This is a genomic window from Actinokineospora lacus, assembly GCF_053813445.1.
Map to the genome: position 1 here is coordinate 151,316 of NZ_JBQERA010000002.1, position 22,015 is coordinate 173,330.

The 22,015-nt window shown below is 73.0% G+C and carries 18 protein-coding genes; 11 read left to right on the forward strand and 7 right to left on the reverse strand.

What is annotated here, in order from left to right:
- Window positions 1–9: 9 nt before the first annotated feature.
- Window positions 10–765 (reverse strand): thioesterase II family protein, encoded by a 756-nt coding sequence (locus tag ACTG9Q_RS05295; protein WP_455571465.1) that lies wholly within the window; start codon window positions 763–765, stop codon window positions 10–12.
- Between the two features lie 295 nt (window positions 766–1,060).
- Between ACTG9Q_RS05295 and ACTG9Q_RS05300 the strand changes: the two genes are divergently transcribed.
- Window positions 1,061–1,300: a hypothetical protein gene (locus ACTG9Q_RS05300; protein ID WP_455571466.1), complete on the forward strand. Its 240-nt coding sequence runs from the start codon at window positions 1,061–1,063 to the stop codon at window positions 1,298–1,300.
- Window positions 1,301–1,340: 40 nt separating this feature from the next.
- Here the strand turns inward: ACTG9Q_RS05300 and ACTG9Q_RS05305 are convergent, their stop codons facing one another.
- The 3 genes from ACTG9Q_RS05305 to ACTG9Q_RS05315 form a co-directional block, all read right to left on the reverse strand.
- Complete coding sequence (locus ACTG9Q_RS05305) at window positions 1,341–1,763, reverse strand: ester cyclase (RefSeq protein WP_455571467.1); 423 nt, start codon at window positions 1,761–1,763, stop codon at window positions 1,341–1,343.
- Between the two features lie 29 nt (window positions 1,764–1,792).
- Window positions 1,793–2,269 (reverse strand): acyl-CoA thioesterase, encoded by a 477-nt coding sequence (locus ACTG9Q_RS05310; RefSeq protein WP_455571468.1) that lies wholly within the window; start codon window positions 2,267–2,269, stop codon window positions 1,793–1,795.
- A gap of 239 nt (window positions 2,270–2,508) precedes the next feature.
- The gene (locus ACTG9Q_RS05315; protein ID WP_455571469.1) at window positions 2,509–2,958 is read right to left on the reverse strand and encodes a GNAT family N-acetyltransferase; all 450 of its coding nucleotides are present in this window, start codon (window positions 2,956–2,958) and stop codon (window positions 2,509–2,511) included.
- Window positions 2,959–3,146: 188 nt separating this feature from the next.
- Here ACTG9Q_RS05315 and ACTG9Q_RS05320 point away from each other — a divergent pair, with 188 nt between their 5' ends.
- Window positions 3,147–6,044, forward strand: coding sequence for an AAA family ATPase (locus ACTG9Q_RS05320; protein WP_455571470.1), 2,898 nt, complete (start codon window positions 3,147–3,149; stop codon window positions 6,042–6,044).
- 7 nt (window positions 6,045–6,051) lie between these two features.
- Here the strand turns inward: ACTG9Q_RS05320 and ACTG9Q_RS05325 are convergent, their stop codons facing one another.
- Window positions 6,052–7,362, reverse strand: coding sequence for a helix-turn-helix domain-containing protein (locus tag ACTG9Q_RS05325; RefSeq protein ID WP_455571471.1), 1,311 nt, complete (start codon window positions 7,360–7,362; stop codon window positions 6,052–6,054).
- A 216-nt stretch (window positions 7,363–7,578) separates the two neighbouring features.
- Here ACTG9Q_RS05325 and ACTG9Q_RS05330 point away from each other — a divergent pair, with 216 nt between their 5' ends.
- From ACTG9Q_RS05330 to ACTG9Q_RS05355, 6 genes are all read left to right on the forward strand, one after another.
- Window positions 7,579–8,382, forward strand: a complete 804-nt coding sequence (locus ACTG9Q_RS05330; protein WP_455571472.1) for a hypothetical protein — start codon at window positions 7,579–7,581, stop codon at window positions 8,380–8,382.
- 113 nt (window positions 8,383–8,495) lie between these two features.
- Window positions 8,496–11,339 carry a type 2 lanthipeptide synthetase LanM gene (lanM, locus tag ACTG9Q_RS05335; RefSeq protein ID WP_455571473.1) on the forward strand — a complete coding sequence of 948 codons (2,844 nt, stop codon included), beginning with the start codon at window positions 8,496–8,498 and terminating at the stop codon, window positions 11,337–11,339.
- 6 nt (window positions 11,340–11,345) lie between these two features.
- Entirely contained in the window at window positions 11,346–11,534 is a 189-nt protein-coding gene (locus ACTG9Q_RS05340; RefSeq protein ID WP_455571474.1) for a hypothetical protein, read from the forward strand.
- A 186-nt stretch (window positions 11,535–11,720) separates the two neighbouring features.
- Window positions 11,721–11,888 (forward strand): hypothetical protein, encoded by a 168-nt coding sequence (locus ACTG9Q_RS05345; RefSeq protein ID WP_455571475.1) that lies wholly within the window; start codon window positions 11,721–11,723, stop codon window positions 11,886–11,888.
- 141 nt (window positions 11,889–12,029) lie between these two features.
- Complete coding sequence (locus ACTG9Q_RS05350; protein WP_455571476.1) at window positions 12,030–13,355, forward strand: helix-turn-helix domain-containing protein; 1,326 nt, start codon at window positions 12,030–12,032, stop codon at window positions 13,353–13,355.
- 345 nt (window positions 13,356–13,700) lie between these two features.
- The gene (locus ACTG9Q_RS05355) at window positions 13,701–14,714 is read left to right on the forward strand and encodes a LuxR C-terminal-related transcriptional regulator (RefSeq protein WP_455571477.1); all 1,014 of its coding nucleotides are present in this window, start codon (window positions 13,701–13,703) and stop codon (window positions 14,712–14,714) included.
- On the opposite strand, the gene ACTG9Q_RS05360 is transcribed toward ACTG9Q_RS05355, so the two are convergent.
- On the reverse strand, window positions 14,711–15,496 hold the full coding sequence (locus ACTG9Q_RS05360) for an aldo/keto reductase (protein WP_455571478.1): 786 nt from the start codon (window positions 15,494–15,496) through the stop codon (window positions 14,711–14,713). The two genes, ACTG9Q_RS05355 and ACTG9Q_RS05360, sit on opposite strands and share 4 nt — an antisense overlap.
- 63 nt (window positions 15,497–15,559) lie before the next feature.
- On the opposite strand from ACTG9Q_RS05360, the gene ACTG9Q_RS05365 reads away from it, so the two are divergent.
- Together ACTG9Q_RS05365 and ACTG9Q_RS05370 are read left to right on the forward strand one after the other, a co-directional pair.
- Entirely contained in the window at window positions 15,560–16,630 is a 1,071-nt protein-coding gene (locus ACTG9Q_RS05365) for a DUF5937 family protein (protein ID WP_455571479.1), read from the forward strand.
- 158 nt (window positions 16,631–16,788) lie between these two features.
- On the forward strand, window positions 16,789–17,787 hold the full coding sequence (locus ACTG9Q_RS05370; protein WP_455571480.1) for a TauD/TfdA family dioxygenase: 999 nt from the start codon (window positions 16,789–16,791) through the stop codon (window positions 17,785–17,787).
- Here the strand turns inward: ACTG9Q_RS05370 and ACTG9Q_RS05375 are convergent.
- Window positions 17,784–19,673 (reverse strand): ABC1 kinase family protein, encoded by a 1,890-nt coding sequence (locus ACTG9Q_RS05375; protein ID WP_455571481.1) that lies wholly within the window; start codon window positions 19,671–19,673, stop codon window positions 17,784–17,786. The genes ACTG9Q_RS05370 and ACTG9Q_RS05375 overlap by 4 nt on opposite strands.
- A gap of 733 nt (window positions 19,674–20,406) precedes the next feature.
- Between ACTG9Q_RS05375 and ACTG9Q_RS05380 the strand changes: the two genes are divergently transcribed.
- Window positions 20,407–21,960, forward strand: a complete 1,554-nt coding sequence (locus tag ACTG9Q_RS05380) for a hypothetical protein (RefSeq protein WP_455571482.1) — start codon at window positions 20,407–20,409, stop codon at window positions 21,958–21,960.
- Window positions 21,961–22,015 lie beyond the last annotated feature (55 nt).

The window sequence follows — 22,015 nt, forward strand, 5'->3', positions numbered from 1 at the left end:
AAACACGGCCTAGAGCGCGCGCGTGACGTGCGCGGCGACGCGGGCGGCCACGGCGGGTTGGCGGTCGGCGAGGTAGAAGTGCCCGCCGGGGAACGCCTCGACCGCGCACGGCCCGGTGGTGTGCTCGGCCCAGCGCTCGGCCTCGGCGCGGGTGACCTTCGGGTCGTCCTCGCCGATGAGGACGGCGATCGGGCAGGCCAGGGGGGTGCCCGGGGTGTGGCGGTAGGTCTCGGCGACGCGGTAGTCGGCGCGGATGGCGGGCAGCACCATCGCGAGGATCTCCGGGTCGTTGAGCAGCGGGCCCTGGGTGCCGTCCAGCGAGCGGATCTCGGCGAGCAGGCCCGCGTCGTCGCGCTCGTGGACGCGCTCGTCGCGGTGGGCGACGGGGGCGCGGCGGCCGGAGGCGACCAGGCAGGTGGGCGGCACGCCGCACTCGCGCAGCCGCAGCGCCAGCTCGAAGGCCACCGAGGCGCCCATGCTGTGGCCGAACAGTGCCAGCGGCGAGTCCGTGTACGGCTCGACGATGTCGGCGAGCACGTCGGCGAAGTCGGCGACCGACTCCACGAACGGCTCGTCGCGGCGGTCCTGGCGGCCGGGGTACTGCACGGACAGCACCTCGATGTCCGGGGCCAGCTCCCGGGAGAGCGGGAAGTAGTAGCTGGCCGCGCCGCCTGCGTGCGGCAGCACCAGCAGCCGGGCCTTCGCCCCCGGCGCGGGGTGGAACCGGCGAATCCAGCGGTCGGTCGTGTTGGCGGGAGCGGCCATGCTGCGGATCACCTCGGCGGTCGGCGGACGTTCAGCGTCGATCGTTCCAGGGCCGGGACCCAGGCCGGAGGTCGCCTGCGCCACAGCAGCGCACTGTTACTTGATCTTTCAATCGTGTCCGCCAAACGGGTGGTAGATCGCGAAGCTCGGCTACCAGGTGTAACTGAGAGTCGGTCCAGGCGATGGTCTTGGTGTAGGACGACCATCGAATGAACTCCGAGCGCTAACCCGGAAGGCCGAACGGTGTTCGGCAGGCCAGGTGTGAGGAGCGCTCGGCTTCGGAATGGGGCTGCCCATGATCGTGACATGCTTGATCCTCGGCGGGGCCGCGCTGCTCACCCTGGTGGTATGGCGCGTGCGGGCCGCCACCGTCACAGTGGACACCATCCTGGCCGAGTCCGACGCCGCCGAGGGGCCGGAGTCCCCAGAGGCGCCGATTGAACCACCGACTGGGCCGCCGACTGAGAGGCCGACTGGGCCGCCGACGATCACCTGGCCGCACCCGCCGAACCGGCTGTGGTCGGCGCGGCGCTGACCTGCCGGGCCGCTCCCACAGCCCGGCAGCCGACACGTCGTCAGTCGCGCAGGAGGGTGTCGATCGCGGCCCGATCGATCCGCCCGAGGTGCGAGCACGCCCGCTCGTCCCGGAAGAACCACAGGTGCTCCTGGCGCCACCGCAGGACCCGGCCGTCGCGGCCGGTCGGGGCGATCGGGTCGCCGTGGTAGGTGCCGCTGAACTCCAGGCGCACCCGCACCGTGCCGACGTCGCCGGGGCGGATGTCCCGAATCCGGGCGTACAGATCCGGCATGCGCCCGCGGGCCGCCTCCACCCGCGCGCGGAGTCCGGCGGCGCCGTCGGCGAAAATCCGCGGCTGGGACAAATCGCTGACATTGGGGTGGGCGAAATCACCGAGCACGGTGAAGTCGCCCTCATTCACCGCTTCGGCGATGAATGCCGCGGTGACCTCGACGCAGGCCGACGCCCGATCCGTTCCCACGATCCGGAACGGGTGCGATTGTGTCCGGATCACTGCGCCGACTCCGCCAGCGCGCCGGTCAGCGCCCTGCGGTGTTCCCTGCGGATCTCCACCGCCCGCGCGGCGGCGTACTCCGACTCGGTTTCCGGGTATACCCCCCGCACGGGCCGGGGGTTGCCGTCGCCGTCGACCGCGACGAAGACCAGGTGCGCCTCGGCGACGGCGACCTGCTCCTCCTCCGGGCCGACGCGCCGCTGCGCGCTGACGTACACGCCGATGTCCATCGACGTCCGGCCGGTGCCCTCCACCTGCGCGAACGCGCTGACGATGTCACCGGCCCAGATCGGGTCGCGGAAGATCATGTGCTCCACGGTCACGGTGACCGCGTGCCCGCAGGAGTGCCGGGCCGCGGTCGCCCAGGCCACGTCGTCGACCAGCTCCAGCACCAGGGTGCCCTTTCCGGAGCCGAACATGTTCTGGTCGGCGTGCCAGACGACGCGGGAGAGCTGGCAGCGCGAGGAATTCATCGTCCTGGGGGAGGAATCGGATTCGGCGACACTCAGTGGTGTGCCGATTTTGGCGTCCACGGAAGACATGGGGGAGCACTCCATCGGAGTCGTCGGAAATGCGGACCTCACCGCGGGGACCGGTCCGAGGGCAACAATAAACGATCACCGTCGGTGGCGTTCGGGCGGCTCGCCATCTTCGCCTGAATTAACTCTTTGCGGTGACTGGGACATGGCTGGAAATGCGCATATGCCGATGCTTATTCCAGGGTCTTTTCGAACCAGTGCTGCGCGTACGGCTCACGGTTGTAGGCCGGGATCTCCCGGTAGCCCCTGCGGGCGTAGAGGGCGCGGGCGGCCACCAGATCCGATCGGGTGTCCAGCCGCAGGGCCCGCGCGCCGAGTCCCCGCGCCGCCGCCTCGGCCGCGGCCGCGAGCGCGGCGCCCCCACCGGTGCCCCGGGCGGGGGCGCGGACGTAGAGCCGCTTCAGCTCGGCGGTGTCGGCGTTCATCAGCCGGACGCCGACACACCCGCTGTCCACCCCGGCCAGGTCCCCGACCAGGAAGATCCCGCCCGGCGGGGCCAGGGTCGGGTCGCCGTCGCCGTGTTCGAGGGCGATCTCGGCTGCGGTGGCGGGCCTGCCGTAGTAGCTGCCGATCACGTCGGCCAGGTACTCGCGGAGGATGGCCACCCCCGCGGCGGAGTCCACCGGCTCGGGCCGAATGGTCCACAGAGGAGTGCGTGGTGCGGGTGGTCGAGGGTGGCTCACGGACGGTATTGAACCTCGCCGACCTCCCATGCGTCGCACGGAATATGGCAACGGCGGACCCCCCTTCGCCGATGTACGTGTGATATTCAGCGAAAGCGGCTCTGACGCCGTCGATAGGATGGGACACCATGCGGACACGGGCCTCCACCCTGGTGGGCCGGGAGGGCGAGGTCGACCGGCTCACCGGCCTGCTCGACGAGGCCCGATCCGGCCGCGGCGGCGCCGCGTTCGTCGTCGGCGAGCCCGGCATCGGCAAGTCCCGGCTGGCCGCGGAGGCCGTGCGGCGCGCGATGGACGCCGGCATGGTCGTGCTGCGCGGGCGGGCCAGCGCGACCGGGCCCACCGTGCCGTTCCGCCCGCTGACCGAGGCGCTGCTGTCGCTGGTCCGGCGGGGCGTGCCGCTGCCGGACGCCGCGCTGGGCCCGTACCGGCCGATCCTGGGCAGGCTCGTGCCGGAGTGGAGCATGGGCGAGGCGGGCCCGCACGGGGACTCGCTGGTCGTGCTCGCCGAGGCCATCCTGCGGCTGACCGGCGCGGTCGGCGACGGCCGCGGCTGCCTGCTCTTCCTCGACGACCTGCACGACGCCGACGTGGAGTCCCTGGCCGTCGTGGAGTACATCTGCGACAACCTCCACACCCAGTCCACGGCCCTGGTGGCCACCGTGCGCAGCGAGCCGGGCCCGGCCTTCGACCTGGTCGGCTCGGCCGTGCGGCGGCGCAGCGGCAGCACCGTCGAGCTGGGCAGGCTCGACATCGCCGACGCCGGGGCGTTCATCGCCTCGTGCCTCGGCGGGGAGCCGTCGCAGGTGCCCGCCGGGCTGGCGGAGCGGCTGTGGAAGGACAGCGCGGGAGTGCCGTTCGTCGCGGAGGAGCTGCTGCACGCGATGGTCAACGCCGGGACGCTCGTGTCCGACGACGGCCGGTGGCGCCTGGGCGCGGCGGCGGCGACGGCCGTCCCGCCGACGGTGGCGCGCGCGATCGTCGACCGCGCCGACCGGCTCGGCCCCCAGGGCTGGCTGCTGTGCTCGGCCGCGGCCGTCGTGGGCAGGCGGTTCTCGCTGACCGTCGTGCAGAAGGTCACCGGCATGGACAACCGGGCGCTGCTGGAGCACCTGCACGCGGGCGTCGAGGCGCAGCTGATCGCCCGTGATGACCGCGGCCCCGACTGGTACACCTTCCAGCACCCGCTCACGGCGGACGCGCTGCAGGCGCGGTTGACGCCGACCGAGCGGGCCGGTCTGTCGCGGCGGGCCGCCGACGCGGTCGCCGAGGTCCACCCCGGGCTGCCCGGCGACTGGTGCCAGCTGGCCGCGCTGCTGCGCGTCGGCGCCGAGCAGCCGGTCGAGGCCGCCGCCCTGTTCTCCGAGGCGGGCGCACGCGCGCTGGCCGACGGCGCGGCCGGGTCGGCGGTGGCGCTGCTGGAGCGGGCCGAGCGGCTGCTGGAGTCGGCGGGCGAGGCGGGCAAGCGGGCCGACGTGCTGGAGTCGCTGCTCTACGCGCTGGCCGAGCACGGCCAGTTCGACCGCGCCTTCGAGCTGGCCGACGCGCTGTCGGCGCAGGCGCCCGAGCGCAGGGTCGCCCTGCACGTGCGCCTGGCGTGGGCCGGGCACATCGCCGGGCGCTGGGCCGACGGGATGGCGCAGGTGGCCGCGGCGCGGGCGCTGCTGCCCGCCGACGCCGACGTGGTCACGACCGCCCCGGTGGACGTCATCGCCGCGTACCTCGCCCTGGACGGCCCCGGCGAGGACCGCCACGAGCAGGCCGAGACCCTGGTCCGGCGGGTGATCGGCGCCGCCGACGAGGTCGGCCCGACCGTGCTGTGCCAGGCGTGGCAGGTCATCGGCGTGGTGGCCCGCGACCGCGACCTGGCCGAGGCGCGGGCGTGCTTCGACCGGGTGCGCGAGGTCGCCCACGCCGGGAACCTGCCCATCTGGGAGGTGTACGGGGTCATCGGCGGGGCGAGCATCGCCTGGCTCATCGACAGCGACGGGGCGGTGCTCGCCGAGGCCAGGGACGCGGCGCTGGGGGTCGGCGCGATCACGCTGGCCGAGAACATGGCCGCGTCGATCGCGATGGACTCGGTGCTCAGTGCCGACTTCGAGCTGGCGAGCAGACAGATCGAGTCCACTTTGGACTCGGTGCGCCGGTTGCGGCTGAACGCCGTCGAACGGTACCTGTACGTCGTGAGCGCCGCTTTGGCCGCACACCAGGGAAAGCGCGCGGAGATGGAACGCGCGCTCGCCGCATTCCGCGCGGCGGGCAACGAGCGCGCGCAGGAACGCCCGCTCGCCCACGGCCTGGCGGGCGCGGTCTGCGCGCTGCTGGAGGAGGACGGCGCGGCGGCGCGGCGCGAGCTGGCCACGGCCGCCGGGGTCGAAGCCGCCAGTCCGACCACGTTCCACCTCTCCGGCACCAACGGGCTGCGCGTGCTGCTGTCCGCTTTGGACGGAGCGGTGGACGCGGAAGCCCTGGCGGACCTGGCGGGCAAGGCGCCCGCCGCGATGCGCTGGAACCGCCAGTTCGTCCTGTTCGCCGAGGCCGTCGCCTTGGGCGCGGCGGGAGAGCCCGCCCGGGCCACCGAGAAGGCCGCACTCGCCCGCGCGGCGGGCGCGCCCTTCCCCATGGCGCGCAACCTGGCCCTGCGGCTGGTGGCCGAGTCCGCCCACCGCGACGGCTGGGGCGAGCCGGTGGCCTGGCTGCGCGAGGCCGAGGAGCACTTCCACCGCTCCGGGACCGCCCCGGTGGCCAGCGCCTGCCGCAGAATCCTCCGCGCGGTCGGCGAGTCCGTGCAGCAGCGCCGGGCGGGGACCGACCGCGTCCCCGCCCGCCTGCGCGCCGCCGGGGTGACGATCCGCGAGTACGAGGTCTTCGAGCTGCTGCCCGACCAACTGGGCAACAAGGGCCTGGCCGGGCGCCTGCACATCTCGCCGCGCACCGTGGAGAAGCACGTGGCCAGCCTGATCGCCAAGACCGGCAGCGCCGACCGCGCCGCGCTGGTCGACTTCGCCCGCCGCTTCCAGCGCTGACCTGAGGTCATCGGATGGCGGCCACCGGCACCAGCGGGGTGTCGCGGTCGACGACGCAGGCCCGGACGTAGGGCTCCATGCGGTAGCGGCCGTCCGGGGTCGAGGTCAGCAGGTTGGCCAGCAGCAGGCGCTCGACCCCGTCCCCCGCCGCGGGCAGGCCGACCAGGTCGCACAGTCCGAAGTGGACGTCGCCGAGGCGGGCCACCGAGCGCAGGGCGCCGCGCTCGGCGGTGTCCAGGCCCGACAGGTGGGCCATGACGCTGGCCCGCAGCGACAGGTCGCCGACGGCGAGGTGGTCGAGCCTGCCCGGCACCTCCCGCAGCAGCGCCGCCAGGTCCGACACCCGCCGGTACGGCCGGGCCACCAGCCACGACCCCGCGATCCGCAGCGCCAGCGGCAGCCGCCAGCAGGCGCGGGCCACTGCCACCGCCGCGGCGGGCTCGGCCGCCGCGCGCCCGTCACCGAGCACCGACGCCAGCAGGTGGACCGCCGCGCGCTCGGACAGCGGGCCCAGCTTCACCGTCGCCGCGGCCTTCAGCGTCACCAGCGGCCTGCGCGCGGCCACCAGCAGCGCGCTGGTCGTCGACCCGGTCAGCAGCGGGCGGACGTCGGCCTCGCCGTCGACGTCGTCGAGCACCACCAAGACCCGGCGCACCGCCAGCTCCGCGCGCAGCAGCGCCGCGCGCTCGTCGGGAGACTCGGGCAGGGCGACGGTGCCCAGCGAGCGCAGCAGCCGCCCGAGCAGGGCCGCGGTGCGCTGCGGGCCCGCGGGCACCCCGCGCAGGCCGACGTGCAGCTGCCCGTCGGGGAAGGCGCGGCGCAGCCGGTGCGCCACCCGGACGATCAGCGCCGTCCGGCCGGAGCCGGGGCCGCCGGTGACCACCGCGAGGCGCGACACCGTCGAGGGGGTGCGCTCGGTCAGCGCGCGCACCAGCTGGTCGGCCACCTCGGAGCGGCCCACGAGATCGGTCACGTCGGCGGGCAGCTCGCACCGCCCGCGCGGGGCGTCGCTGGGCTGCCGCGGCGCGGGGGTCACCGCCTTGGTCTGGCGCCCGCCCTGGCGCGCGGCGCGCAGCAGGTCGGCGCATGCCTGGTCGGCCAGGCCCAGCGCGGTGGCCAGCAGCCGGGCCGACTGCGGGTGCGGCTGGCGGGTGCGGCCGATCTCCAGGTTGCGGATCGCCCGCACGCTCAGCCCCGAGGCGGCGGCCAGGTCCTCCTGGGTCATCCCGCGGGCCACCCGATGCCCCCTCAGCACCGCGCCGAACGACACATCCGCCGTGTGCCGGGCAGGCATCTCCACCGAGTGCAACCGCATCATGCCGGTTCTCCCTCCCGCATAGCTCCCCGTCGAGCGCCCGGACCGTCCACCCCCCTGGTGCGAGCCGACCGGGCCATGTCCCACCGTCGCCCACCCACCCCCACCGGCACATGGGGGAAGTGCCCCCACATTCGGCACGTCGCAAACTGCCGGTCCAAATGCCTGGTGGGCGGCGGCTGACCTGGGGTGTCCTACGACGCGATGAGGGGGTGGGCCATGACGACGGCGACGGTCGCGGCACCCCGTCCGGTGGCCCCGTTCTCCGCGCTCGACCACTGCTTCTACGACGACGGCTTTACCGTGGTCAAGCGCGTGAGCGCCGACGACCCGTACGTGGCGGGCAGACGCGCCTACCCCGGCGTGTTCGTCCTGGAGACGCTGGTCCAAGCCGCCCGCCGCTGCTTGGGCGCGCCCGATCTGCTCCTCGCCGCCGTCGACGATGCGCCCCTGCGCGACCTGGCTCCCGGCACCGTGCTGACTCTGCGCCCGGACATCGCCACGACAGCCGAGGGCTGTGTCATCACCGCCGAATCGATGACGGTGCGCTGTCGCAGGCCCGGCCCCGCCGACGCCGTGACGGGCGTCAGGGCGGCCAGGACCCGGACCCCCCGATCGGTCGACCCGGCCATCCTGCTGCCCTACGGACCCGGCCTCCTGCTGGACACGGTGTCCGGTTTCGTGGCGGGGACCGCCGCCACCGCGGAGTACACCGTCTCCGCCACCGAGCCCTGCTACCGCGACCGCGCCCCGGGCCCCTACCCGGCCACCCTGGTCCTGGAGTCCTTCGCCCAGACCTGCCAGGCCCTGCTGCGCCTGGACCGCACCCGCGCCACCCCACGCCACGCGCGCGGGGTGCGGGTGCACGGCGCCGTGCTCCCGGGGCAGACCCTCGTCCACGAAGTGCGCCTGCGCCGCCAGAGCGACGGCCGCGCCCTGCTGAGCGGGCAGACCTCCGCCGCGGGGCGCGCCGTCCTCACCGTCGACGGGCTCGAAATGGAGGAGGTCGGGACGACCGGCTGATCCCGTCATCCGCACCCGGGCCGCCACGGCAGCCCGGGAATTTCGGCTGTCGGCAGAATTTGGGGACTTGTGGCCATTCCCTGACGGCTTGATCCATGTCATGGTCGGTCGCCGTGAGCGAGACCTCCACCACTCCGCGCCCCCCGAGGGTCGCGTGGTGGACCGCCGGGCACGACTGGGCCGGGTTCACCGAGGCCGCGCTCGCCGATCCCGCTGGTCACGACCCCGTTGCCCACGACCTTGCCCGCGACACCGATGAGCCCGACGACCCGTGCGCGCCCTTCGGCCGCGTTCTCGCCCCGTTCACCCGCGCCGCCAGCGAGCGGCTGCGCGCCGAGACCGCCCACCTGAGCGGTGTCGACCGCGCCATCGCCGATACCGAGGCCGACCTCCGCCGCAGGCTCGGCGCCTTGGCCGCCCGGACGTTCGTCTACGAGCTGCACACCGCCCGCCCCACCCTCACCGGGGCCACCGGCGCGGAGCGCTTCGCCGACTTCCTGCGCCGCGTCGACCCGCGCGAGCTGCTGAGCCGCTACCCGGTCCTGGCCCGGGTCATCGGCCAGACCTGCCTCGCCACCGTCTCGGCCACCGCCGAGCTGCTGACCCGCCTGGCCGCCGACCGCGCCGCCGTCGCCGACCTGCTCGGCGGCGGCGACCCCGGCCCGCTGGTCGCCGTTCACGCGGGCCTGGGCGACCGCCACCGCGGCGGCCGCTCGGCCACGCTGCTGGAGTTCGCCGACGGGCGCGGCGTCGCCTACCAGCCCCGGCCGCTGGAGCTGCACGCCCGGTTCGGGGAGCTGGTGGGCTGGCTCGACGGCCACGTGCGCCTGGGCCTGCGCCCCGCGGCCTGCGTCGTGCGCCCGGGGTACGGCTGGGTCGAGCGGATCGAGCACGGTCCGTGCCGGACCGTCGACGAGGTCGGGCTGTTCTACCGCCGCCAAGGCGCGCTCCTGGCCCTGCTCTCCGCGCTGGACGCCACCGACATCCACTACGAGAACCTGATCGCCGCGGGCGCGCAGCCGGTGCTCATCGACGTCGAGACCCTGTTCCACCCGGTGTTCCCCGAGGACGCGGCCACCGGCCCCGACCCGGCGCAGGCCGCCCTGGCCGCCTCCGTCGCCCGCACCGCCCTGCTGCCGATGATGGCCTACGGCGACGGCGGCGCCCTCGACATCTCCGGCCTCGGCGCCGCCGCGGGCATGGACTACCCCGCCGAGGTCACCCGCTGGGTCGACGCGGGCACCGACACCATGCGCCTGGAACGCCGCCGGGTGCCGTTCACCGGCAGCCACAACCGCCCGGTCCTCGACGGGGCCCCCGCCAACCCCGCCGACCACCTCCCGGCGCTGCTGGCGGGCTTTCGGGCCGCCTACGCCGCCATCGCCGGGCACCGCGCCGAGTTCGCCGGACTCCTGGCCCGCTGCGCCGACGTCGAGATCCGCGTCGTGGCCCGCCACACCCAGCGCTACGCCGACCTGCTCACCGACTCCACCCACCCCGACCTGCTCCGCGACCCCGCCGTCCGCGACCGCTTCTTCGCCCTGCTCCGCCTCGACCCCGCCCCCGCGGGCCTGCCCGACCTGCCCGACCACGAGATCGCCGACCTGTGGGCGGGCGACATCCCGACCTTCCACGCCCGGCCCGCCAGCAGGCACGTCTGGACGGCCCGCGGCGGCTGCCTGCCCCACCGCCTGCCCCGCACCGGCCTGCGAATGGCGACCCAGAAGCTCGCCCGGATGGGCCCGGCCGACCAGCGCGCCCAGGAGTGGGTGATCGAGGCCGCCTTCGCCACCCGCGACGCCCCCGTCCACCACCGCTTCACCTCCGCCGCCCCGAACCCAGGCGAGCCGAACCCAGGCGAGCCGGACCCGGGGGAGCACCCGCCGTTCACGCCCGAGGGGGCACTGGCGGCGGCGGTCCGGATCGCCGAGGACATCGCGTCGCGGGCCGTCCACGGGCGCGGGCGGGTCAACTGGGTCGGGATGGAGGCGCTGGACGACCGCTTCTGGGCCGTCCTGCCGATGAACGCCGGTCTCACCAGTGGCTACACCGGGGTCGCGCTGTTCCTGGCCCAGGTGGCCAGGCTCGCGGGCCGGGCCGACCTGGGCGAGCTGGCCGCCAAGGCGGTGGCCCCCGTCGGCGCCCTCGTCGGGCACTTCGCCGCCGACCCCGACCGGGCGGGCCAGGCGGGCGGCGGCATGGCGGGCGTCGGCGGCATCGCCTACGCCCTGGCCCGCCTCGGCGTCCTCCTGGACAGCCCGGCCCTGCTCACCCACGCCGACGCGCTGGTCCCGGTCATCGCCGCCGTGACGGACCCGGACACCCCCTCCGTCAGCGACGGGGTCGCAGGCGCGCTGCTCGCCTGCCTCGCCGTGCACACCGCCACGGGATCGCCGGAGTCCGCCGCCCTGGCGTCGGCCCTGGCCGACCGGCTGGCCGTGGCCCCGCTCGACCTCCCAGCGGGCTTCCTGCACGGCTGCGCGGGCGTCGCCCACGCCCTGCTGAGCGCGCACCGCCCGGAGGGCCTGCGCGCGCTGCGGGCCGCGGTGTCCGCGGAGGTCGATGACGCGGGCTGGTGCGGCGGGCAGGCGGGTATAGCCCTGGTCGACGCCCAGGCCCGCACGTCCGGCCGGTGGGCCGAAGTCCTCGGCGGAGGCGGGCCCGGCGCCGACGCCTCCCTCTGTCACGGCGAGACCGGTGTCCTCACCGCCATCGCCGCGCACGCCGGGGTGGGCGCCATCGCCCGCCGCGGCGGGCGCCTGCTCGGCGCGCGGACCCCACCGGGTCCGCGCGGTGGCGCCCCGTCCGGGGTGGCCACACCCGGTCTGCTGGCAGGCGCCGCGGGCATCGGACACGGACTGCTGCACCTGGGGTTCCCCGCCCAGGTCCCGTCCGTCCTCCTGTTCGCGGCCGACCAGCGGGCTTCACCCACGCACCACCCCGTGAAGGAAGGATGACCACAGATGGACCTCGACCACCTGAGCTCCTCAGCGACCGATGCCCGCAGCGCGGCGGGAGGCGACCCGTTCGGCGGGACCGCGTCCCGCGCCTTCGGAGCGCGCAGCCGGGCCCTCGCGGGCCTGCCCGCCAACACTGCGGGCGGTGTCCAGCACTCCTGGGAGTTCACGACCATCAGCGTGCCCCGCGCCTGAGCCCCAGCCGGTTCGACGGCCGTCCCGCCGCGCAGGCGGGGCGGCCGTCGCCGTTTTCCGGCCCCCACAAGCGCGCTGCCTGATCCTGCACCTCTCGTTGTGCGGAGGGTGGCTGCTGGACTACTTGTTTTACTCATGACACCAGTAAACGAGCGTCAGCCCGTACAGTCGAGCATTCTTCGAGTTGTGACCCGCGCGGCCGCGGTGTTAGCCATGGCGGGCGCGCTCGCGGGCGGGACGGTGCCCGCGGGTGCCGACACCGTGTCCGTGGCCGCGTCCGTCGAGGTAGAGGTGCCGCTGCTGACCGCGTGCGTCCCCAACGACTGGCCGTGGCTGCTGCCCAAACCGTGCTAATCCCCCTCCGGTCATGACCGGGGAAATTTCCGCGCCCGCGTTGACTTGTGCACCCCCTCGACTCCAGTTACGGTCATCTTTACTAGCAGGTGGACTGGAGGTTGACCGGTTCTTGAGTCGGTCACGACGGCAGGGGGGTCGGTGACGGTGAGCAGCGTCGGCGTCCGGCAGCCGGAGTTCGGGCAGCGGCTGCGGCGGTTGCGACAGGAGCGCGGACTTTCCCAGCGCGACGTGGCGGGCACCGTCGTGAACCCGAGTTACATCTCCCTGCTGGAGTCCGGGGCCCGGGTGCCGACCCTGGAAGTGGTCCTGCAGATCGCCGGGACGCTGGGGGTCTCCCCCGAGGACCTGGCCGGGATCTCGATGCTGCCGAACCTGCCCACGCCCAGTGAGCGCAGGGCCCGTCCCGAGGCCGACACCGAGGCGCCGGGCAGCAGGCTGGTCCACGAGGTCCTCGCCCGCTCGGCCTGGGACGTCGGCGCCTGGGACGAGGCCCAGGCCCGGCACGAGCGGATCTTCACCGAGGCGGGCCGCGTGGGGGACCCCGCGGCCATCCTTGAGCACGGCATCGCCCTGCACGACGTGCTCAACCTGCGCGGGGACCACCTCTCGCGCTACGACCTGCTGGTCGAGCTGGTGCGCTGCGCCGAGGAGTTCGGCGTCGCCGAGCTGATCGTCAAGCTCCGCCTCGACCAGGCCACCGCGGCCCGTGACTGCGGCAAGCTCGGCGAGGCGCTCGGCCTGGCGGAGTCGGCGATGGCCGTGCTGCCGCGCACCGAGCTGGCCTCGACCGCCGAGCACGTGCGCGCCTTGGGCGTGCTGGTGTCGGTCAAGGTCGACTCCGGCGACACCGTCGACATCGACACGCTGATCAACACCATGCTCGACCTGGCCGACTCGCTGGCCTCCCCGACCGTGCAGGGCCGGTCCCACTGGGCGGCGTCCATCGCCTACGCCCGCATGGGCCAGGGCGAGCGGGCGCACCACCACATCAGCCGGGCCCACCGGATGCTCGCCCACCCGGACACGTCCCTGCGCGACTGGGGCCGCTTCGCCCGCGCCGCCGCGTCCGCCCTGCTGGACACCGACGCGACGCTGGACGACATCGCCATCTACATCCGCTGGATGCGCGCGGCGGCCGAACTCAGCGACTCCCCCCACGACCACGCCCACACGGCGCTGATAGAGGCCCGCTACGCGCTGCGGACCGGGGACGCCGCCCAGGCGCTGGAGCTGACCAGCCACGCGCCGCAGAACCTGACCACGACCGACGTCATCCGCCACCACCTCATCCACGGCCAGGCCCTGCACCAGCTGGGCCGCACGGCGGAGTCCATCGACACCCTGCGCTCGGCCGCCCAGGTCGCCGAGCAGCACACCAACTACCGCCTCGCGACCCAGATCTGGCGCGAGATCGACCGCATCCACTCCGCGACGCCCGCCTGGGAGGCGGGCCGCGAGGCCTGACCCGCCCTGCCGACGACCGCGAAGAGCCCTCTCACCTGCTGAGGGGGCTCTTTTCGTGTTCGGCCCGTGACAGTCGCCCGGTGCCGATCGGCGCAAGGCCGCCTCCGCCGATCGGCTGCGGTCATGCGGCTTTACACACGTAATTGAAAGTTCTTCATCCGGGCCGTCTCGTTGCCGTTAACCCTGCGCTGAACTGGGAAGACTCTGAGGTTAACTCTCCGTTGTCAGTGGTTGGTGAGTTACCAAGGTTTTCTGGATAGTCATTGACAGCGGTGTGACGTGGTCATACGGTCATGACAGTTGTAATGCCACAGGGCGCTGTCTTATCCGATAGGGGTGATCGGCATGGGGCTGTCAATCGGGGGTTCGGTGTTGACCGGCGAGACCCGGCAACGTGAGGGGCTCGGCTTAGCCGAGGGCGCGGAAGCCGCGTACCGCATCATGTTGCGGGGCCGGTCGTGGACCGCGGCGGGACTGGGGGACAAGCTGGGCTGGCCGCAGGCCCGGGTCGAGGAGGCGCTGGCCAACCTGGCCGCCGACGGCCTGACCGCCGACTCGGCCGAGCGCCCGGGGGCGGTGCGGGCCGTGGAGCCGTGCGTGGCGCTGCCCGCGCTGGCGGGTCGCCGCACCCGCGCCGCCGACGACCCGGCGCACACCGAGCCCGCCATGCCCGACGCCGCGACCGTGGCCCGCTTCGTCGCGTCGTCGCGGCGGCCGATCGGCGGTCCCGGCCCGCACGTGGCCTTCGCCGGGCCCGACGACGCCACCGCGTACCTGGAGCGCCTGGCGTCCACCGTCACCGGCGAGATCGTCTTCCTGGTGCCGAGCTGGAGCACGGGCGCGCACGAGTTCGCCAAGCAGATCGCGGAGGCGGCCCTGCGCCGCGGCGCGACGCTGCGCCACATCTGGGCCGCGAGCGTCGCCGAGCACCCGCAGGCCGCCGAGCACGCCGCCTGGCTGACCGCCCGCTGGGCGCCGCCGCGGCTGATCGACCAGGTGCCGCTGCGGGCGACCCTGATCGACGGCGCCACCGCCATCCTCGCCGACAGCCAGCGCACCGGGCTCGTGCGGGCGACCACGACCCTGAACACGCTGACCCACATGGCCGACCGCCTCTGGGCGGCGGCCACCCCGGCCCCCACCACCCGCGGCGCGCGCGGCAAGGCGGCCTCCTCCGACTCCCGCAACCAGCTGGTCCTGCGCCTGCTGGCCGACGGCCTGACCGACGACGCCATCGCGCGGCGCATCGGCGTCAGCGTCCGCACCATCCGCAACGACGTCGCGGGCGCGATGACCAAGCTGCAGGCCCGCAGCCGGTTCCAGGCGGGCGTGCGCGCCGTCCAGTTGGGACTCATCTAGGACCGGGCGATCAGGGCGTACTGCTCTGGGGTGAGGACGAGGTCGGCAGCGGCCATGTTCTGACGCAGGTGCGCCGACGACGTGGTGCCCGGGATCGGGCGCACGATGGGGGAGCGGGCCAACAGCCAGGCCAGCGCGACCGGCGCGGGGGGAACGCCGAGGTCGGCGGCGACCTTCTCGACGGCGCTGTCGCCGCGCGAGATCGGGCGCCAGGGCACGAAGTCGATGCCCGCTCGGGCGCAGTGGTCCAGGACGTCTTCGCAGGCGCGGTCATCGGTGCTGTACTTGTTCTGCACAGCGCTGATCTCGGTCACCCGCCGGGCATCCTCCAGCGTTCGGACATCCACTTCGGATAGTCCGATCCGGTCTACCTTGCCCTCGGCGCGCAGCTCGGCGAGGGCGCCGACCTGCTCGGCCAGCGGCACCGCTGGGTCGACGCGGTGCAGGTAGAACAGGTCGATCCGCTCGACCCGCAGCCTGCGCAGGCTCAGCTCGGCCTGCTGGCGCAGGTACTCCGGGCGGCCGAGCGGGACCCAGGCCCCGCGCGCGGGCCTGCACTGGCCCGCCTTCGTGGCCACGGTCAGCCCGGCGGGGTAGGGGTGCAGCGCCTCGGCGATCAGCTCCTCGTTCGCGCCCAGGCCGTAGGCGTCGGCGGTGTCGACCATGTCCGCGCCCAGGTCGACGGCCTCGCGCAGCAGGGCGACGGCGGCGGCGCGCTCACGTGGCGGCCCCCAGCCGCGGTCGGTGAGGTGCAGCGCGCCGAATCCCAGTCTCGATGTCATGGGACCACCTTCGCCGGAGGTCGGCGCGCGGGCCATCGATTTAGCCTGGACTAAACTCACGGCGTGCTCCGGCTGTCCTTCACCGCCCGCGACGTGGCCCTGACCAGGTTCGCCGTGTCACCGCTGTGGGAGGTGGTGGCCAGCGTCCGCGCGCTCCGCAGGCCCGAGGTCCACACCGTCCACCGGCCGTGGGCGGCCCGGATCGCGCCGCGCCTGGCCGCCGTGGACTGGTCGCTGCTGGCCGAGCTGGTGCCCGACCGCCGCATCCCGGGGTTTGTCGCGCCGCCACCGGCCACCCCGGTGCCCGACCTGGCCGTGGAACTGGCCGGGCTGCGCGCCACCGCGCCCGGCGAGGTCCGCTCCGGCGTCGGCCCCCTGCCGCCCGGACCCGGCCGCGACCTGCTGCTCGCCGACCCGGCCGCGGGCATCGAGCTGCTGTGCGAGCAGGTCCAGGCATACTTCGACGCGGCGCTGGCCCCGTTCTGGCCCCGCGTCCGGACCCTGCTCGAAGGCGACGTCCTGCGCCGCGCCCGGCTGCTGGCCGAGGGCGGGGCCGACCGGCTGCTCAACGACATCGACCCCGCGGTGCGCTGGGCCGACGACGAGCTGTCGGTGGACCACCGCGCGGTGTCCGGGGCGCTGCGCCTGCGCGGGCGCGGCCTGCTGCTCGTCCCGTCGGTGTTCGTCTGGCCCCGGGTGTTCACGCTGCTCACCCCGCCCTGGCAGCCCACCCTGCGCTACCCGCCGCGCGGCGTGGCCACCCTGTGGGAGCACCGCGAGCGCCCGGTGCCGCGCGGCCTGGCGGGCGTCCTCGGCCGCTCCCGCGCGCGATTGCTGTCCGAACTCGACACACCGACGTCCACATCGGACCTGGCCGTCCGCACGGGACTCACGGCGGGCGCGGTGTCCCAACACCTGGGCGCGCTGCGGGAAGCCGGGCTCGTCGCGGGCCACCGGCTCGGCCGCCACGTGCTCTACGCGCGCACCGACGCCGCCGAGGCGCTGCTAGGTCGTGTTTCAGGTGTGGAGCACGGCATAGCCGCGCCAGTCCACACGCCGGCGGCACGGCCGGACACGCCCGAATACAACACCGGTATGAGGACGATCCGTCCGCACCGCCAGCGGGCGGACTGATCACGACTCTCCCGCACACCACACCTGAAACACGACCTAGCCGTGTCCAGGTGAATCGAACTTTTCCCGGCGGCGTATAGAAGTCGCCGATCTGCCATGTCAACCCCGCGCGGCCCGGCTCTAGCGTGAATCGAGGAAACGCCGAGAGGGGTGAGTTCATGTCGCTGGAATCGGTCGACATCCGGCAGCTGGCCGACGTCGACACCGGAATCGCGCTGACCGATGAGGAACGCGCCGAACTGGAGATCCTGGCCGCGCACGCCGCCTGCCTGCCGGGGCGCATCGACGACCGGTCCTGGGTGGCGGCGGTGCGCGAGCTGTCCGCGCTGCTGCCGGTGCGCCTCCGCCAGACGCTGCGCCGGTTCACCTGGGACCCCGGCTCGGACGCGGCCATGGTGCTGCGCAACCTGCCCGTCTCCCCGGAGACCATGCCCGCCACCCCGTCGGCGCGCGGCTCGGTGCAGCGCGTCCCGGCCGTGCCCAGCGCGGTCGCCGCGCTCATCGCCCTGCACCTGGGGGAACTGGTCGCCTTCCGCGAGGAGAAGTCCGGGGCGCTCGTGCAGGACGTGGTCCCGGTGCCCGGGATGGAGTCCTTCCAGGGCAACGCGGGCTCCACCACGCTGAGCATGCACGTGGAGAACGCCTTCCACGCCAACCGCCCCGACTACGTCGGCCTGCTGTGCCTGCGCAACGACCACGACAACATCGCGGGCCTGCAGACGGCCTGCGTCCGCAACGCGCTCGCGCTGGTGGACGAGTCCACGAGGGAGATCCTGCACCAGCCGAGGTTCGTCACCGAGGCGCCGGGGTCCTTCGGCGGCAACGCCGCGCCGCCCGCCCCGGCGGGCATCCTGCGCGGGCACCCCGACGACCCCGACATCGTCGTGGACTTCGAGAGCACCCGCCCGCTCGACGACGACGCCGCCCGCGCCATGCGGGCCCTGGGGATCGCGCTGTCGGAGGTCCGCCAGACCCACATCCTGGAGCCGGGCGACTTCGCCTTCGTCGACAACCGGCTGACCCTGCACGGCCGCACGTCCTTCCGCCCCCGCTACGACGGCCGGGACCGGTGGCTGCACCGGGTCTTCGTCCAGCTCGACTTCCGGAGCTCACGGCGCCTGCGGCCGGGGAACGGCCAGGTGATCCACGGGTCTTAGGAGTCCCCTCGGAAGATTCGTACCAGGCCCCGCAGCATCAGCGCGGCGCTGATCACCAGCAGGTTGTAGCCGAAGACCTGGTGCAGCGTCAGCGTCGCGGTGACGCTCGGGCCGCCGGTGGTGCCCAGCAGCATCACCGCCATGATCCCGATCGCCGCGCCGAGGACCGCCAGCAGGCCCTGGTGCACCAGGCCGGTCAGGTGCCGCCGCTCCCGCTCGTGGGCGAACAGGCGCACCGTCACCCCGAGCCTGCCGTGCTCCAGGGCGCTGGTGATCCGCGCGACCCGCCGGGGGAACTGGCGCAGCATCGGCAGCATGCTCAGCAGTTCGTCGGTCACCGTGCCGCCGACCGAGGACGAGGTCAGCACCCTGGCCCGCTCCCGCCCGGCGAACGCCCGCGACTCGGCGATCAGCCCGAAGCCGGGGCTGATCCGCGCCAGGGTGTACTCCAGGGTGGCCAGGGCCCGGAACACCGCGGCGACCGCGGGCGGCACGCTCAGCCCGTAGCCCGCCACCAGGCGGAACAGCGCGGTGAACATCTCCAGGTCCGGGGTGGTCCCGGTGCCGAAGTGGCGGGCCAGGAACTGCCCGAGCGCCCGCTCCAGCCTGGCCTCATCGATGTCGTCGGGCCGGACGAGGACCTCCAGCAGGCTGTCGCACATCGCCGCCCGGTCACCGCGCTCGACCGACTGGAGCAGGTGGGTCAGCGCCGTGCGGGTCTGCCCGTCGAGCCTGCCGACGACACCGAAGTCGAGCAGGCCGACGCGCCCGTCGTCGAGCAGCAGCACGTTGCCCGGGTGCGGGTCGCAGTGGAACACCCCGTCGGTCATCACCTGCTGCAGGACGTGCTCCAACAGCGCCCGCGCCAGGGCGGTGCGCTCGATCACCGTGGCCATGCCGAAATCCGCCGCGGCCACCGGCGTGCCCAGCATCCGGTCCATCACCATGACCCGCTCACCGCACAGGTCCTCGTGCAGATCGGGCAGCACGACCAGCCCGTCAGCGCCGCGCGACTGTCCAATGGCGACGATGTTCGCCGCCTCGACCCGGAAGTCCAGTTCCTCCAGCAGGGCCGCGGCGAACCCCTCGGCCAGCTCCCGCGCCCCGATCGTTCGCGCCCACTCCGCGCGCCCGCCGAGGGTCCTGGCGACCCGGCGCAGGATGTCCAGGTCGCGCTCGACCATCGGGCGGATGCCGGGCCGCTGCACCTTCACCACCACCTCGCGCCCGCAGTGCAGCCGGGCGGTGTGCACCTGCGCGATGGACGCCGCCGCCAGCGGCACCGGGTCGAACTCGGCGAACACCTCCGTCAGCGGCATGCCGAACTCCGCCACCAGCACCGGTTCCACCTCCGACCACGGCGCCGGGTCCACCTGGTACTGCAACCGGCTCAGCTCGACGGTGTACTCCGCGGGCATCAGGTCCGGGCGGGTGGCCAGCATCTGGCCCAGCTTGACGAAGGTGACCCCGCCGTCCTGCAGCGCGGTCCGCAGCGCCCGCGCCGACGGCGCCCGGTGCAGCCGGTGGCGCACCACGATCCTGGCGATCTGCCCGTAGCGCTTGCCGCGGTTCACCAGCCGCTTCACCGCCCGCGACCACGTCACCGGGCGGGAGCGGTTGGGCAGCGCCATCTCGGCCAGCACCAGGAAGCTCATCGTGACCAGCAGCGACACCCCGACCACCATGGTCAGGAAGGCCCCCTGCCGCTCGGCCTCGGGCACCGCGCGCACCGTCAGCGCCGCGGTGATGAACGCGACCACCGTGGCGACCACCATGCGCGTCGGCCCGACCCGCAGCCCCAGCATCCGCCGCGCGCCAACGGCGACCCCGGCGATGACCACGACCAGGACCACCGTGCCGAACAGGGCTGAGGCGAACGAGTCCATGCCGCCGACAGTAGAGCGGGCCCCCTCGACTCCCGGTTGAGAACGGCCTTAGCGGGTCGGAGCGCGCGCCTGACCCCAGTCTGTAGGCGAGGAAGGCGCGGCGATGTCGACGCGAATCTGGCTCCGCATGGATGGTGACGCCGACGACGAGCGCTCGAACAGGAGCGTTTGGGCTGCGGGCGGAACTGCTTGCCCTCGACGTCCAGGTCGAGCGGCCGAAGGCAGGCGATGCCCCGCCGGGCACGAGGGCGGTGGAATGGACCGCGATCGGCGCGCTGCTGCTCGCCCTGTCCGGGTCCGGGTGCTGGCCGCGTTCTTCAGTGCGGTCTCCGTCTGGCTCGACCGCCGCGGGCGCCGCGCCTACCTGGAGATCGACGGCGACGTCCTGGAGGCGCCCGCCCAGCGCGCGGCTAAACCCCGCCGAGGTAGTCGAGCATACTGTCCCCGGCGTCGGCGCGGACCCGGCTCGCCGCGAGCGCCCCGGGCGACTGTACGGGGAACCGGCGGGTGCGCGATGTGATCGTGGGGCCTGCCTCGGACGAGCCCCACAGGTTTCACAGGTCTGCCCGGTACGGGATGTCAACGCCGCACCGAGTGCTGGGGCGGGGATGAGAACTTTCCCCGGAGTGGAACCCTCGACGCTCACGAGCCGTAAGTGGAGTGCTGCCCCTGAGCGGGTGTCTGCTGCCGCGCAGCGAGACCGCAGCACCTCCTACCGGAAGCAGGGATCGTCTTGGACGAGATCTTTCGCCTGATCGAGACTGAATCAAGAAGGCTGACGCAGCACGCCCTGTTCACGGACTGGCTGCGGAACGACGCGATCCCCGCGAGCGAGAAACTCATCTTCACCCCCATGACCCTCGACTTCATCATGGGGTTCAGGGATCTTAACAAGCATTTCATCAGATATTCGACGCCAAAGAACGACCTCGAACTGACGATCAATTCGCACTCCAGCGAAGACGAAACCCACTCGGCGCTCATGCTGGTCGACTGGGCGTCTTTGGATATGGACTCGCATCTCGGATGGGCGCCGCGGGATCTCTACTGGTGGCTCACTTGCGACAAGACGGCTCCATCTCGTCGAGTCAATTTCGAAATCGCCTCTCTCATGTACCATCATCCTGATCCACTCTTCCGCTTCGCGCTGGTCGAGTCCATGGAAGAGGCGGGCAAGGTTTTCTTCACCCAGACGGTTCCCATTGTCGATAAACTGGGGCCGGACGAATCGTTTCCATATTACGGCCGATACCACCTCGAACGCGAGACCGGCCACCTTCAGGGCGGTGACGAGCGCCCGTTCAGGCAAGCCGTCCTCTCCCCAGCCCAACGCTCAAAGGCGGGAGGGCTCGTCAGTCGCGTGTTCGAGATCTTCCACTTCCATTTTTCGGAGTGGCACGAGTACGCCCGCGACGTGCGCGAGAAGCGCTGGACGTTCGACGCCCGGACAGAAGGGCGATCGAGCGCGTCGTTGCGGGAATCCAGTAAACTCGATGTGACCTCGGCCATGAGATTAGAGCACCCCGCAAGTGGAAACGAGCAGGGCGAGAACCTCAAAGCGCTCAGCCGAAACGCGTTCGACGAACTGTGGCAAGCACCCGCCTACGTGTGGATGCGAGAAACGTGGCCCGGAGACTTCCGCCGCATGACCCGTTATTTCCTGCTCCAATGGGTGGTCGACAACTGGGCGTGCGCCGACTACTTCCAGTTCGACACGACCTACGCCGATCCGGAATCAGCGCTGGGTCGGGGCATGAACCGGCTGAGCGCGTTGTATGCCTCGGAGATGAGATGCCGTTACACGGAGTGGGAGGAACTTGAACTGGACGCCTACACGCAGTGGACTACCTACGAGGCTCTTCGCCACTATTGGCTCGATGAAGGGGTGGAGGAGCACCGCCGCATCTTCGCAGAGCTTCGCAAGCTCACCTTCCAGCACCCGGAGCCGATCTATCGCTACTGGATCTTGAAATGCTTCGTCCGGTTCGGGGACGCGATGATCGACTCATTGGGGGTGGCGATGCGCCGCGCAGGCGAGGATGCGGACAAATTCGCCATGTTCGCAGGTCAGCGTGAACGAATGCATCCCGACCTCGACCCCGACCCTGAGGCCGATGAGGCGATCATGGACCTGGAACGTCAGCCGCTCACTCCAGAGAACGTACGCGTCATCGAGAACATCATTGCCACAACCCGCGATCAGGAGCGGGAACGGGCCGACGTCACGTGGCGGGTCGTCTCAGAGCATCGCTACGCCCAGTTCGACCAGCGATGGGCTGCACGTTAGCGCGAACGCGTCCGCGCTCGATGGCACGGCAGAGAACGGCTCACGAGCGAATTCG